16 protein-coding genes are annotated in these 13,364 nt (G+C 44.1%); 8 read left to right on the forward strand and 8 right to left on the reverse strand.

Annotation, left to right across the window (positions count from 1 at the left end):
• The first annotated feature begins 13 nt into the window (after positions 1-13).
• The 7 genes from kdsC to GY065_RS09235 all read left to right on the forward strand — a co-directional run bounded on the left by kdsC (position 14) and on the right by GY065_RS09235 (position 4,534).
• The gene (gene kdsC, locus GY065_RS09205) at positions 14-547 is read left to right on the forward strand and encodes a 3-deoxy-manno-octulosonate-8-phosphatase KdsC (RefSeq protein WP_174834003.1); all 534 of its coding nucleotides are present in this window, start codon (positions 14-16) and stop codon (positions 545-547) included.
• On the forward strand, positions 544-1,128 hold the full coding sequence (lptC, locus tag GY065_RS09210) for an LPS export ABC transporter periplasmic protein LptC (protein ID WP_174833880.1): 585 nt from the start codon (positions 544-546) through the stop codon (positions 1,126-1,128). Before kdsC ends, lptC begins: the two co-directional genes overlap by 4 nt.
• 40 nt (positions 1,129-1,168) lie before the next feature.
• Entirely contained in the window at positions 1,169-1,612 is a 444-nt protein-coding gene (gene lptA / locus GY065_RS09215) for a lipopolysaccharide transport periplasmic protein LptA (RefSeq protein ID WP_244621519.1), read from the forward strand.
• A 9-nt stretch (positions 1,613-1,621) separates the two neighbouring features.
• A complete protein-coding gene (lptB, locus tag GY065_RS09220) occupies positions 1,622-2,365 on the forward strand; it encodes an LPS export ABC transporter ATP-binding protein (RefSeq protein WP_174833882.1) in 744 nt (247 codons plus the stop codon).
• Between the two features lie 6 nt (positions 2,366-2,371).
• Positions 2,372-3,748: an RNA polymerase factor sigma-54 gene (rpoN, locus tag GY065_RS09225; RefSeq protein ID WP_174833883.1), complete on the forward strand. Its 1,377-nt coding sequence runs from the start codon at positions 2,372-2,374 to the stop codon at positions 3,746-3,748.
• Positions 3,749-3,812: 64 nt separating this feature from the next.
• A complete protein-coding gene (gene hpf / locus GY065_RS09230; protein ID WP_100116024.1) occupies positions 3,813-4,145 on the forward strand; it encodes a ribosome hibernation-promoting factor, HPF/YfiA family in 333 nt (110 codons plus the stop codon).
• 185 nt (positions 4,146-4,330) lie between these two features.
• Positions 4,331-4,534, forward strand: a complete 204-nt coding sequence (locus GY065_RS09235; protein WP_174833884.1) for a glycine zipper 2TM domain-containing protein — start codon at positions 4,331-4,333, stop codon at positions 4,532-4,534.
• Positions 4,535-4,598: 64 nt separating this feature from the next.
• On the opposite strand, the gene GY065_RS09240 is transcribed toward GY065_RS09235, so the two are convergent.
• The gene (locus GY065_RS09240) at positions 4,599-6,164 is read right to left on the reverse strand and encodes a TerC family protein (protein WP_174833885.1); all 1,566 of its coding nucleotides are present in this window, start codon (positions 6,162-6,164) and stop codon (positions 4,599-4,601) included.
• 277 nt (positions 6,165-6,441) lie between these two features.
• Between GY065_RS09240 and yihA the strand changes: the two genes are divergently transcribed.
• Entirely contained in the window at positions 6,442-7,089 is a 648-nt protein-coding gene (gene yihA / locus GY065_RS09245) for a ribosome biogenesis GTP-binding protein YihA/YsxC (RefSeq protein ID WP_174834004.1), read from the forward strand.
• Positions 7,090-7,221: 132 nt separating this feature from the next.
• Here yihA and GY065_RS09250 read toward each other — a convergent pair whose 3' ends face one another.
• The 7 genes from GY065_RS09250 to GY065_RS09280 all read right to left on the reverse strand — a co-directional run bounded on the left by GY065_RS09250 (position 7,222) and on the right by GY065_RS09280 (position 13,353).
• Positions 7,222-8,652, reverse strand: a complete 1,431-nt coding sequence (locus GY065_RS09250; RefSeq protein ID WP_084553809.1) for a cell wall metabolism sensor histidine kinase WalK — start codon at positions 8,650-8,652, stop codon at positions 7,222-7,224.
• Positions 8,653-8,694: 42 nt separating this feature from the next.
• Entirely contained in the window at positions 8,695-9,378 is a 684-nt protein-coding gene (locus tag GY065_RS09255) for a response regulator transcription factor (RefSeq protein ID WP_100116019.1), read from the reverse strand.
• A gap of 163 nt (positions 9,379-9,541) precedes the next feature.
• A complete protein-coding gene (locus GY065_RS09260; protein WP_174833886.1) occupies positions 9,542-11,350 on the reverse strand; it encodes a PglL family O-oligosaccharyltransferase in 1,809 nt (602 codons plus the stop codon).
• 103 nt (positions 11,351-11,453) lie between these two features.
• Positions 11,454-12,221, reverse strand: coding sequence for a twin-arginine translocase subunit TatC (gene tatC / locus GY065_RS09265; RefSeq protein ID WP_303831950.1), 768 nt, complete (start codon positions 12,219-12,221; stop codon positions 11,454-11,456).
• 13 nt (positions 12,222-12,234) lie between these two features.
• A complete protein-coding gene (gene tatB / locus GY065_RS09270) occupies positions 12,235-12,711 on the reverse strand; it encodes a Sec-independent protein translocase protein TatB (protein ID WP_174833887.1) in 477 nt (158 codons plus the stop codon).
• Positions 12,712-12,720: 9 nt separating this feature from the next.
• Positions 12,721-12,921: a Sec-independent protein translocase subunit TatA gene (gene tatA / locus GY065_RS09275; RefSeq protein WP_174833888.1), complete on the reverse strand. Its 201-nt coding sequence runs from the start codon at positions 12,919-12,921 to the stop codon at positions 12,721-12,723.
• Positions 12,922-13,005: 84 nt separating this feature from the next.
• Entirely contained in the window at positions 13,006-13,353 is a 348-nt protein-coding gene (locus GY065_RS09280; protein WP_174833889.1) for a phosphoribosyl-ATP diphosphatase, read from the reverse strand.
• Between the last annotated feature and the right edge of the window lie 11 nt (positions 13,354-13,364).

Consider the following 13,364-nt stretch of genomic DNA (forward strand, 5'->3'; position numbering starts at 1 on the left):
GCCGATGAATACGATGATGTCTGCCAGTGCGGTGGTTGAAGCTGCCCGGAAAATCAGGCTGTTTATTATGGATGTAGACGGCGTACTGACTGACGGTCGTATTTTTATCCGTGATAACGGCGAGGAAATCAAAGCGTTCCATACGCTTGACGGCCACGGATTGAAGATGTTGCACCGCCACGGCATTCAAACGGCAATTATTACCGGACGCGATGCACCCTCTGTCGGTATCCGAGTACAGCAGCTTGGCATCGGACATTATTTCAAAGGTATTTCAGATAAACGCAGCTGTTATCAGCAATTATTGCAGCAGCTTGGTTTAGATGAGCAGCAATGTGCTTACATCGGCGATGATGTCGTAGACTTACCGGTTATGAAACATTGCGGGCTGGCAGCAGCAGTACCCGGTTCTCATCCTCTGGTATTACAGCATGCTGATTATATTACCCGTGCGTCCGGCGGAGCCGGTGCAGTACGTGAAATCTGTGATTTATTACTGGATGCACAGGGCTTTCTGGCTCAGGATATGGCGGAGTATCTTGCATGAATGTGATTCGCAGCCGCAGTAACTGGGCATTTCCGCTGATTCTGGCAGTAGCCCTTGGCGGCATAAGCTTCTGGCTAGACCGGATTACTGAGATCAAGACAGTGGAAATTCCCCTGAATCCGAAAGAGCCTAAGTATGTGATTAATTCGATTGACGGTGAACGGTTTGATGAGCACGGTCAGTTAAGTGAAACCATTCACGCCACAGCTGCTCGGCAGTTTCCGCAGCAAACTGTTATTTATGTCGATAATCCCAATATGGGATTATATACAAACGGCGCAGAGCTCTATCGTATTAAGGCCAATACCGGACAGTACTATACCGACAGCCGCAAAGTAGATTTACTGGGACAGGTAATCTGGCATAAAAATCCGGTAGGAAATGAACCGGCAGGACAGCTGGAAACCAGCGTATTGCATGTTGATACACAAACTCAGGTAATCAAAACTGATGCGCAGGTTTCTTATCAGTATGGTATATCCCGCGGTATATCACAAGGTTTCGAATACGACAAACAACGCGGTTTTCTGAATTTACCCGCACGCGTAAAGGCTATTATTTATGATCCGCACTCTCATTAACAGCAAAGCTTTAGCAGCCTTATGTCTGCTTACCGGCAGTATGCACGCATGGGCGCTGGCAAGTGACCGGCAGCAACCTATTCAGATTGAGGCTGATCAGGGTTCTCTGGACAAACAAAATCAGACAACCGTATTTAGCGGTAATGTTCAAATGCGGCAGGGCAGTATGTATATGAATGCAGCCCGTGTCACTGCACATAAGGATAATTCCGGTAATCAGACAATTATTGCAGATGGCAAACCTGCCAAGTTTGGTCAGAAACTGGATAAAGACGGCATGGTAACCGGCCAGGGAAATAATGTACACTATGAAAGCCAGAGCGGCATTGTTACGATTACCGGTAATGCTCAGATAAACCGCGGTGGTGATATGGCTCGCGGCGGCGTGATTGTTTATAACACCAATACCGAAGTTTATACTGTTAAAAGTGCGCCTAAAGAGCGGGTACACATTATCATCCAACCGCAACAGAAAAAGAAATAAACCAAGCTCATGAATGTAATGCCTACTGTACCGCCAAGTCAGCTTCATGTCAGCGGTCTGCAAAAAAGTTTTAAACAGCGTCAGGTAGTTAATGATGTCGCACTGGAAGTCAACAGTGGCGAGGTAATCGGTCTGCTTGGCCCGAATGGTGCTGGCAAAACTACCAGCTTCTATATGATTGTAGGTCTGATTGCAGCTGATGGTGGCAGTATCATGCTAGATGAGCAGGAAATTACTCACCGTCCGATTTATGAACGTGCACGATTGGGTTTAGGTTATCTGCCTCAGGAAGCTTCGATTTTTCGTAAAATGACAGTAGCCCAGAATATCAAAGCTATTCTGGAAATTAACTATCCGCCGGAAAAACGAGCCGAACAGCTGGAGCTGCTGCTGGCCGACCTGCATATTGAGCACCTGCGCAATAACACTGCACAGTCTTTGTCCGGCGGTGAACGCCGTCGTGCTGAAATTGCACGGGTTCTGGCCATGAACCCGCGCTTCATTCTGCTTGATGAACCATTTGCCGGCGTTGATCCGATTGCAGTGATCGATATTCAGAATCTGATTTCTTTCCTGAAACAGCGTGGTATCGGCACACTGATTACTGACCATAATGTCCGTGAAACTCTGCGTATCTGTGACCGGGCATACATTATTAATCAGGGCAGTGTACTGGCTTCCGGTGTCCCGGAAGAGCTGGTTAATAATGAACAGGTACGCGCTGTTTATCTGGGTGAGCATTTCGAGTATTAACTGCATATGCAAAAGCCAGCTACTCATCTCCGACTCAGTCTTACCACCCGCCTTAGTCCGAAACTGCAACAATCGTTACAGGTGTTGCAGCTGTCTACGCTGGAATTACAGGAACTGGTTGCCGGCTGGCTGGAGGATAATCCTTTTCTTGAGGAAGTAGAAAATACACCTGAAGACAGCTTTTCCGATACTCAGTATGTACAGCCGCCACAGCCGGGTATTAAGCAAGCTGAAAGTGATGTCTGGGACACGCTGGCCGACAATCCTGATATGTATGAATTGCTGCGCCGGCAAGTATGTGAATACGATCTGGACAAAGTGACAGCAGCACGGGTTTATTTTCTGATTGAGAATCTGAATGAACAGGGTTATCTGGACAGCAGTTTAACTGATCTGGTAGAAAACGCACCGCTGGAATGGCAACTGGACGAAACAGAGCTGGAACAGGCGCTGACGATTCTGCAGCAGTTTGAACCTACTGGTGTTGGCGCTCGGAATTTACAGGAATCGCTGTTGTTGCAAATGGATAATTTGTCAGGCGAATCAGCCGATGTCAATGAAATCCATACTTGCGCGCGCTTACTGATTAACAAACATTTTGGTCAGTGGCTGAGTACCCATCAGTTCAGACAACTTTGCCGGCAACTGCCTCAGTTTTCTGTGAACACACTTGAAGCGGCCTGTAAACTGATTGGTACGCTGAATCCTTATCCCTGTTACGGATTACCTGATCGTAATGGTATTCTGTCTGTCCGCCCTGATATGGAAGTTTATATCAATAAAAGTGGTAATTGGCAGATACGCCTTTTGCATGATACTTTTCCTCAGCTGAGAATAGAACCCGGTGTTGAAGAATGGTTAGAGCAAAAAAACACTGAGATGGATGCCTTGTGTAAAAACAAATGGCAGGAAGCACAAACCTGTCTTCACAGTTTGCAGATGCGTAAAACCACTTTGCAACGTCTGGGCGAATGGATTTTGCAGCAACAGCAGGATTTTTTCAGTTTTGGTTCTCTGGCGCTAACGCCCTTAACCATTAAAGAAACAGCTCAGGCTCTCGAACTGGCAGAAAGTACTGTTTCACGGGCAATCAATCAGAAATACCTGACCTGCTCACAAGGTGTTTTTCCTCTGCGCTATTTTTTCAGTCAGTCTGTTGCAGCAACGGATGATGGAACAGGTAACAGTCAGACAGCAATTAAAACACTGCTGCAAAGTATGATTAACGAAGAAGACCCGAAACACCCCTACTCTGATACACATTTGGTAAATCAGCTGGCTAAGCAGGGTATTAATCTGGCCCGGCGCACAGTCGCAAAATACCGTGAGGCCTTGAAAATTCCTCCGGCGCACCAACGTAAAGTACAATACAGTAATCATTAATTTTCAGTTAACTTCCATAAAATTTATTCTGTTTTTCCCTAAACCCTTTAAAAAGGATCAGGCTATGAATCTGAAATTTATCGGACAGAATCTTGATGTTACCGCAGCGCTGAAAGACTACACACTGAACAAGCTGGAACGTATTAGCCGTCATGCTGATCAAATTATCAGCGCAACTGTTACTTTCTCTGTATTTAAAGTTCAGAAAAAAGCTGAAATTGATTTGCATCTTTCCGGTAAAGATATCCATATTGAATGCCTGGATAATGATATGTATGCTGCTATTGATTGTCTGATGGATAAACTGGACAGAGCTGTGATTAAATATAAAGAAAAAAAGCAGCCTTCACGTCAGACACCTGAAATATGTGCTGATCCGGCCACCGAAATTGAATAACCGGCAGACATTTTAATAACATTAATAAATTGTATTTATGATTCCAGCACAGTTTTTTGCTAATCTGGTTTGCTAAAGGTATATAATCAACTTTGAAATAATATTTTTGCTGTTAAATAGTTTATAAGTAATATCAACTTTAACTGACACGCAATTCTTTATTCTGAATAGAAAGAGGTATTAACATGAAATTGAATTTAAAAACACTGGCATTAGTTGCCGCAGTAGCTGCCTCCCTTTCTGCCTGTGAAAATATGACTCCGGCTCAGCGGCATACTGCAACAGGTGTTGTAGTGGGTGGTGTAGCAGGTAATCTGTTAGGTAAAGACACTGGTGCTACTTTAGGCGGAGCAGCTCTGGGTGGCGTTATCGGCAGCCAAATTAAATAAGCAAACTATTTTAATGTCAAAAGCCTGCTGTTCTCAGCAGGCTTTTTTATGGCTATTAACCGGGTTATTCAGATTCCGGCTGTTCAATTTTGCTGATACGTACCCGTTCCAGACGGTGTCCGTCTTTGTTCAATACTTCAAAACGGTAACCGGCATAATCAATGGTATCTCCGACATCCGGAATATCTTGCATTTCTTCCATAATTAATCCGGCTACAGTATGGTACTCAGCGTCTTCCGGTAAGGTAGGCAAATGCAGGTGCTGAGCCAGAATGGCATATTCAAGACTGCCGTCTACAGTAACGCTATGATCGGCATTTTGCTGGATACTGGGTGCATCAGCACGCTCATACTCTTCTGGAAAATCACCGGCAATCGTTTCCATTAAATCTTTCATGCTAACCAGTCCGAGTACAGCACCAAATTCATCAACTACCAGCGCAATATCAGCACTTCGCGAACGAAACAGCTCCATAGCATCAAGTACAGTGCTGCTGTCCGGTAAGACCAGCGGCTGTCGTAACGCAGCCTGAATATTTAATTGCTCTCCGCTCAATAACTGGTTAAGTAAATCTTTTTTATTCACAAATCCCAGCGGCTCATCAATTCCGGCCTTTCCTACTACTACCAGCCGTGAAAATGGTGTGCTTTGTAATTGTTGGCACTGCTGCTCACGCGGCTGAGATAGATCCAAACGTTCAATATCACTGCGCGGTGTCATGACACCCATTATCGGACGCTCGGCCAGAGTAAGCACGCTGCGAATCATGGATTTTTCATTTTCTTCAAAATGTTCATCATCATCAGTTTGCATACCATTTTTAGCCAGCTCTTTTTCACGCAGGCCCATCATACCAAGCACGCTGTCTGCGGTTCGGTAACGCCAAGAGCGGCCAATCATATCGTTACGGCGGGTATTCCGAGTAGAAATCTGATTAAATATCTCAATCAGAATAGAGAAAGCAATAGCGGCATACAGATAACCTTTCGGTATTTCAAAGTGTAAGCCTTCAGCAATCAGGCTGAACCCTATCATGAGTAAAAAGCCCAGACACAGCATCACTACTGTAGGATGGCGATTTACAAACTCTGTTAATGGTCCGCTTGCCCAAATCATCATTGCCATAGCAATAATTACGGCCAGCATTGCCACTGTAATGTGTTGCACCATGGCGACAGCAGTAATTACTGAATCAAGTGAAAATACCGCGTCAAGCACGACAATTTGTAATACCACACTCCAGAAACTGGCATAAACGGAGACATTGGTAATTGACGCCATAGCAGTATGCCCTTCCAGCCGTTCATGTAACTCAGTTGTTGCCTTATAGAGCAGGAAGAGTCCGCCACCGAACATAATCAGATCTTTAACTGAAATGGCAAAACCGCTGATATGTACAAAGGGCTTGGTCAGGGTAATGATAAAAGACATCAGTGCCAGCATCAGAATGCGGATCAGCACTGCCAGAGACAAACCAGCTATACGGGCATGGTCGCGCTTTTTCGGACTGGCTTTATTCGCCAGTATAGCTACAAATACAAGATTATCGATACCCAGAACGATTTCGAGAATTATCAGGGTAATCAGCCCTACCCATGTGGCCGGTTCTCCTAACCAGCTAAAATCCATTTTCTTTTCCTATGTGTTAAATACAAACAGGCAGCCTGCTACATGAGCAAGGCTGCCTGAAATCAGAGAAAAACACGTCTACATGCAACAATACAACTGCCCGAGACCCCGTCTTCCATCTGAAAGTTTCCTTAAAATAATCTTAATTGCAGTTTAGCAGTATAAAACAAAAAATCAAGTGCCCCTAAGTTAAAATCAGCGTTAACATCAGTAGCTAAATCCGGATTAAGCTTAAAAACATGGTATGCTACTACCTTACTATTTTTTTTATGTATCCATGAATCTGTTTCGTCACGCCTGCTTTTATACTACCGTTAATCATCTGAAAGACCTGCCCGCAACCAGTGCAGAAATTGCTTTTGTCGGCCGCAGCAATGCAGGTAAATCAAGCGCAATCAATACACTGACTAACCATACTCGTCTGGCCTATGTATCCAAAACTCCAGGCCGTACCCAGCACATTAATTTTTTTGAACTGACTAATGGCGGGTTTATGGTGGATTTACCCGGTTATGGTTACGCTCAGGTGCCTGAGGCAATCCGCAGACATTGGGTGACACTGCTGGGCGATTACCTACAGACACGAAAGCAACTGATCGGGCTGATTCTGATTATGGATGCCCGCCATCCGCTTAAAGAGCTGGACAAACAGATGCTTGATTTTTTTGCGGTAACCCAGCGCCCTGTTCATATTCTGCTCTCCAAGGCAGATAAATTATCAAAAAATGATCAGATTAAAACCTTGGCCAGTGTTAAAAAAGCGCTACAACCTTACATTGCCCGCCAGCAAGTTACGGTACAACTGTTCTCCAGTCTGAAAAAGCAAGGTATAGATGAGGTCAATCAAATTGCCACTGATTGGTTTACCCAACAAACTAATCTGACAACAGATGCAGACAAACCAGACCAGAGAACCACAGATTAATAGTTATCTGTTGCACTATGCATCTGCCAGGCTAAAACCATATCGATATTGAAATTTAAATAGTAGCGTTTTACATACAACTACAACGTATTCTTTGGAGAGAACCTGCCAGCCGGATAAGTATAAATAACTTTATCCGTTGGCTACAGGCAACTGATTTTTATTTTTCTGGCGGTTCCTGTTTCTGCCCGGCGTAAATTTAGGCAGTAAAAAATGCATACTTAAACCTTTAGGCTGTTGATTATCTGCATAAATTTTACCATGGTGGCGATCAATAATGTGTTTGGTTAACGCCAGTCCTAAACCTGTACCCGGTTTGTTAGCACTGCTGTCTGCACGATAAAAAGCAGTAAAAATATGTGGTAACTGATTTTCTGCCACACCGGGTCCATTGTCACTGATATCAACCTGCCATTGCTGTTTACCACCCTCATGCAGATAAACCTTAATTTCACTACCGTCAGGACTGTAATTAATGGCATTACGCACAACATTATCAAAAGCCCGATATAAATAGCTTTCATTGGCTTTTACCATAGCAGTATCAGGAATATCACACTGCCATGATAAAGTTTGCTGATGCTGCATAGCTATGGCCTGATTGTCTTCCACGATTTGTTTGATTAGTGGCACCAAAGACAAAGGTTCGAGCGTAATAGGCAAATCAGAAGTTTCCAACCGTGATAAGGTAAGCAGTTCACCTACCAATAAATCCATACGCCCCAGTTCACTTTCCAAACGCTGCAAGTGTTGTTCCTGTTTTTGTGGCTGTACGTGAATTAAACCAATAATTGCCTGCATACGTGCCAGCGGGGAGCGCATTTCATGCGATACATGGTGCAGCAGGTGACGTTCTTTTTCCACAAGCTTCTGCAGTTTATCTGCCATATTGTCAAACTGCACGGCTAGAGAATACAGTTCATCACGACGTTCTGATAGCTGATGAGAAACACGGGTCTGCAAATTCCCGTGAGCCAGACGATCCATCCCGCGCCATAAGACACGGATTGGCTGGGTAATATTATTAGCCAGTATATAGGCTGTTAATAAACCTACAACAATAATAAAGCTGAGAATAATAAATTCGTGCCAGACTGGTGCAATGGGTAAACCGGGAATAAAAAACGGGCTTGGTGGACGAGGAGTACGTTCATGGTTCCAGCCGCGAATCATAAACAGATACTCTTCACCCAGTGAATTATAGGCAATCTGTACAAGTTTTGAGTGCGGATGTGACAAAGCGAACTCATGTGCCTTGTCAATATCCTCAGGATCAATAGGGCGTCCCAGAATGTCGTTCTTGTTATCACCGGTAATAACATACAGGTTTTCGCCACCCGGACTATTCCCCCACTCAACCAGTTGTTCGCGTATACCGGCATCACCACGTGCCTGAAACGCATTCATGGTGCTGCTCAGCAGATTTTCTTCAAAATTGCGCTGTTGTTTAAACCGTGTTTCGGCTAAAGTATTTTGTACCAGCCAGAATGAGGAACTGGCCACAAAAATGGCACAAACAATTACAGCACAAAAAGTAGCAAAGATACGAGGAAACAGTTTCATAAATCAGAACAGGCTGTTTTCCAACAGCCTGTATCCACTGGTTCAGTTTTTTACAAACAGGTAGCCAAGACCACGCACAGTCTGAATCAGACTGGCATTGCCCAGCTTATGACGGATACTGGATATATGAACGTCAATACTACGATCAAATTTAGCCAGTTTCCGGTCCAGTGCTTCCAGAGACAATGTCTCCTTACTCACCACCTGTCCGGCATGACGCATCAGAACTTCCAGCAGATTGAATTCAGTACTGGTCAGCTCCAGTGGTTCATCTTCAATAGTAACCTGACGTTTAGCCGGATAAAGTACTACACCACTGGCTGCAATACTGTTCGGAATGCCATTCTGGTCATTGTCATGACTCTGATGTGTGCGACGGAGGATGGCATTGATACGTGCCAGCAATTCACGCGGCTGACAAGGTTTCGGCACATAGTCATCCGCACCCATTTCCAGACCGATAATACGATCAATGTCATCACCTTTGGCGGTTAGCATAATGATCGGAATTTTGCTTTGTACCCGTACCGTTTTCAATACATCCAGACCGTTCATTTTCGGCATCATGGAATCCAGAACCACTACATCATACTGACCGGTTAAAATTTCTTTAACACCGGCTTCACCATCAGCAACACGACTGACTTCCAGACCTTCTGCTGTCAGATACTCAGTAAGCAGTTCAGTCAACAAATTATCGTCATCAATTAATAATACGCGATTCATATCATCCTCCTAAAATGGAAGTGCATTGTCTGTATTGACTACAGACGAATTTACTATATTTACACTTTGTATCTTAACATGTAGGTTGAGATTATCTTTACAATAACAAGGCTTTTGCTCATTTTTTCATTAAAAAGCACTATGTTAAATATCTGTCTGAACTCTACAAACAATTCATTTTTTGTGCGCTTTGCTGCTGATATTTCAGGCAATCTTGCTGTAATTGTGGTATTACTGCCACTGCCTGAGGCTGCTGCTTTATTTTGTTTATAAAATTGGGAACAAGGCTGGGATAATAATGACTTATATGACTGAACCACTGTTTTGCCACCTTATTCTGATGTTCCTGTTCTAAGTAAAGTCCGCGTATGAAAGTGTTGCTATAAGGACGATACCGGCCAGCCTGCAATGCTGCTTCTTTACCCCATAAAGGTAAAGAAGAATCAGTAACATTCAACTTTTCGATAATTGCCATGTCTACATAATAACGAAGAAAGTACATTTGATTACGCAAATCATGCATACGGCTTACTTGTTCAGCCTGGGGCAGATTACGTTCAGCACGCACTTTTAAAAAACGCTGATAGTTCATCATTTGCCACAGAAGCAGAACCATCGAAATCAATACCACTATGGCGCAGAACTGATTTACGCGACCGGACGCCGGACGGCAAGACCGTTTCAAGTCTTCCTGTGATACAGGAGTTAGTGCCATAAACAAAACAAACACAGCAAGAAAATAGCTGTACCACAGCGGATATTCCAGCATGCTGTGGCATAAAGACACCAGAATCATACTGATCAGCACAATTGATGCCGGATTAAATCCCTTACGTAAATGAGGCCAGATAACCCAAAAAAAGCAGGCACTGACAATTAGCAATCCAACTATGCCTGTTTCAGCCAGTAATTGTAGTACCAGATTATGACAATGAGTAAACAGCACGGTATTTTCATACTGACGAAAACCATTCGGATAAACATCTACAATGGCAAATCCCTGATATGAATAACTGCCCCAGCCATAACCAAACCACGGTGCACTTTGAAATATCAGCCAGGCCTTATGCCACTCCATTTGCCTACCTGACCGGGCAAATCCACCTTGTTCCAGCCTTGCTGTTCCGGATTGAAAATTAATATGCAGCAACATGTCAAATAATGGACTTAAAATCAGCTGAAACAGCAATACCAGACCTATGGCAACAGCCAGCATCAGCAACAGGCGATTCGCTGCAGAGCCGGCACGCCAGCGCCAAAAAAATAGTGACAGTCCTATTACTAGTACATAGACAACAATCGTCCGTGAACCGATCAGTCCCATGATGCCGGTAAACCAGATTAATAAAATCCATACCAGCCAGTTAGGCAGACGCCGCTGTTCCCATAAAAAGCACAGTGCCAGCACGCCCCACATCAGGTAATGCCCGAGATGGTTGCGCTGAGCCAGCTGACCATAGATGTAATGATTGCCCGGACCACGCAATACTCCCGGTATCCAGTCAGCAATACCGGTAAACTGCATCACACACACGATTGACTGTAGTAGTACACCCAGCACAAGAGCCTTCGCCAGAATAGTGACAGCCTGAGTCTGGCCTATGCGAATCACCCATGCCCGTGCAGCCCATGCGAGTAAAGCCATTACTACAAATACCAGAGCAGTCAGATCAGACTGGCTGATATAAGTAAGATGCATAATTCTTGCCTGCAGCATCAGCAAATAAGCAAGTACCAGCAGACCGATGCAGGCAGGAGGAAATGAAAATTGAGTTCTGCATATCAGTACTGTTGATCCGATCAGACATAAAGCAAAAAATAACGTCCCGGCTTCCAGATAAAAGCTTGACAGCGTACCAACCCGCCAGCTCGACATAAATGGCAAGACGCACAAGGTCAGCATCCCCAACCACCATATCAGCGTGGACGGACGGTAAATATTCGGACACGAATCAATTTGTGACTGATTCATACAACTCTCCAACGAATAACATCATTAGCCGGCTTATATTATTTATAAACAGGCTGCCAGAAAATTTTCAGGCAGCCTGTTATTTCAGATAAAGTGAAAAAAACTAATCTTTTTCAGAATGAACTGACAAAGCCGTCTCTTTTCTCTTACCACCCAGACAGCAACAAACCAGAATTCCCACTTCATAAAGAAGAATCAGCGGAATAGCGAGTAATGTTTGCGACAGCACATCCGGCGGAGTCACAATAGCAGCCACAACAAAAGCACCTACCACCACATAGGCGCGGGCTTTTTTCAATTTCTCCACCGATACTATTCCGATCCTGTTTAGTAAAATTACCAGAACAGGCACTTCAAATGTTACTCCGAATGCTACAAACATACCCAGAATAAAAGACAAATATTTATCTATATCAGTTGCCATGCTGACACCGGCCGGAGTAATACCGGTAAGAAAACGGAAAATAACCGGAAAAACCAGATAATAAGCAAATGCCATACCCAATGCAAATAATAAAACACTGGCAATCAGCAAGGGCAGAATCAGGCGTTTCTCATGTCTATACAAACCCGGTGCCACAAAAGCCCAGATTTGATACAACGTATGCGGAAGTGTCAGAAGAAATGCCGCCATCAGTGTTACTTTTAACGGCACAAAAAACGGGGCAATCACTTCTGTGGCAATCATATGCTGACCAGCCGGCAAATTTACTATTAAAGGCTCAGCCACAAAAGTATAAATTTTTTGTGCAAACGGCACCATAATCACAAAACATAACAACAGAATTCCCAGAATCCACATCAGACGGCGACGCAATTCCAGCAAATGATCAATTAGCGTCAATTCAGTATTTTCTTCAACCTGCTTCACAATCGCTTATCCATCAATGTCGGCGTACCCGCAGTTTAGGTGTTATGCTGTGTTTTGGCCGCATATCCCGCCGGCGTTGTAAAGCCTGCCGGCGTAATGATACCCGATGCAGTAATAGTGCATCCCTTACAGGCTGATAATAATCTTGTGACAACTCAGCTAAGGCAGGCGTACTATTCGTTTCAGTCTGCTGCTCATCTTCATAGAGCTGACGTTTAAGCGCATCTACTTCACCGCGAATACTATGCACATTGGCATTAATATCTTGTTCAAACGAACGGGCAGCCGCTTCAATGCTGTCACGTGCCTGCCTGAATTCTGCCACACCGGCCTGCTGACTTAGTTCGGTTTTAACATTATTAATGAAATTCTGAATGCGCCCGACCCACAGACCGGCACTGCGTGCTACCTTGGGCAGCCGCTCCGGTCCGAGTACGACCAGCGCCACAACAGCAATCAGTAAAATTTCACCAAACCCCAAACCAAACATAAATGCTTTCTATGCTTTGCTGTCGTCTTTATTATGTTCGATTACATCATCATTTTTTACGCTTTCCCGGTCACTCTCGTTCAGGCCTTGTTTAAAATCGTGTACAGCACCGCCAAGATCTTTACCAAGATTACGTAATTTTTTGGTACCAAAAATCAGTACAACAATCAGTAGTACCAAAGCCCAATGCCAAATTGAAAAACTGCCCATGATGTTATCCTTTACTTCAACTGCCTAAAAAAACATGCGCCTGCTGTTTACTCACAGCTGCGCATATTTAAAATTCCATTGTAATTACTGTGGCTGGCGACTGGCTTTTTCAGTCAGACCAGACACATTTTGCCGCTGCTGCAATTCCTGCAATACATCTTCAACCCGAATCTGATGATAAGTTAATAACACCATAGTATGAAACCAGACATCAGCAACTTCTTTAACTAAATGCTGTTTATCCCCGTCCTTGGATGCCATTAATACTTCACCGGCTTCCTCAATAACTTTTTTCAGGATTTTATCTTCACCGGCATGTAATAACTGAGAAACATAAGAAGTTTGCGGTGAAGCTTCACGTCTGCTGTCCAGCACATCAGCCAGTTCAGTTAATACCTTGGAAAAATCCGCTGCTTCCGGCACTTGTGTCATCCTGCTTCCTC

Source organism: Snodgrassella sp. ESL0323, from assembly GCF_013346865.1.
In the GTDB taxonomy this organism is placed as follows: domain Bacteria; phylum Pseudomonadota; class Gammaproteobacteria; order Burkholderiales; family Neisseriaceae; genus Snodgrassella; species Snodgrassella alvi.

What these genes read in the sequence shown, in the direction of transcription:
- tatB (WP_174833887.1), bottom strand. Translation starts at nt 12,711, where the DNA reads ATGTTTGGTTTGGGGTTTGGTGAAATTTTACTGATTGCTGTTGTGGCG.
- GY065_RS09235 (WP_174833884.1), top strand. Translation starts at nt 4,331, where the DNA reads ATGAAATTGAATTTAAAAACACTGGCATTAGTTGCCGCAGTAGCTGCC.
- kdsC (WP_174834003.1), top strand. Translation starts at nt 14, where the DNA reads ATGATGTCTGCCAGTGCGGTGGTTGAAGCTGCCCGGAAAATCAGGCTG.
- yihA (WP_174834004.1), top strand. Translation starts at nt 6,442, where the DNA reads ATGAATCTGTTTCGTCACGCCTGCTTTTATACTACCGTTAATCATCTG.
- lptA (WP_244621519.1), top strand. Translation starts at nt 1,169, where the DNA reads ATGCACGCATGGGCGCTGGCAAGTGACCGGCAGCAACCTATTCAGATT.
- rpoN (WP_174833883.1), top strand. Translation starts at nt 2,372, where the DNA reads ATGCAAAAGCCAGCTACTCATCTCCGACTCAGTCTTACCACCCGCCTT.
- GY065_RS09280 (WP_174833889.1), bottom strand. Translation starts at nt 13,353, where the DNA reads ATGACACAAGTGCCGGAAGCAGCGGATTTTTCCAAGGTATTAACTGAA.
- GY065_RS09260 (WP_174833886.1), bottom strand. Translation starts at nt 11,350, where the DNA reads ATGAATCAGTCACAAATTGATTCGTGTCCGAATATTTACCGTCCGTCC.
- GY065_RS09240 (WP_174833885.1), bottom strand. Translation starts at nt 6,164, where the DNA reads ATGGATTTTAGCTGGTTAGGAGAACCGGCCACATGGGTAGGGCTGATT.
- GY065_RS09255 (WP_100116019.1), bottom strand. Translation starts at nt 9,378, where the DNA reads ATGAATCGCGTATTATTAATTGATGACGATAATTTGTTGACTGAACTG.
- lptC (WP_174833880.1), top strand. Translation starts at nt 544, where the DNA reads ATGAATGTGATTCGCAGCCGCAGTAACTGGGCATTTCCGCTGATTCTG.
- GY065_RS09250 (WP_084553809.1), bottom strand. Translation starts at nt 8,652, where the DNA reads ATGAAACTGTTTCCTCGTATCTTTGCTACTTTTTGTGCTGTAATTGTT.
- hpf (WP_100116024.1), top strand. Translation starts at nt 3,813, where the DNA reads ATGAATCTGAAATTTATCGGACAGAATCTTGATGTTACCGCAGCGCTG.
- tatA (WP_174833888.1), bottom strand. Translation starts at nt 12,921, where the DNA reads ATGGGCAGTTTTTCAATTTGGCATTGGGCTTTGGTACTACTGATTGTT.
- lptB (WP_174833882.1), top strand. Translation starts at nt 1,622, where the DNA reads ATGAATGTAATGCCTACTGTACCGCCAAGTCAGCTTCATGTCAGCGGT.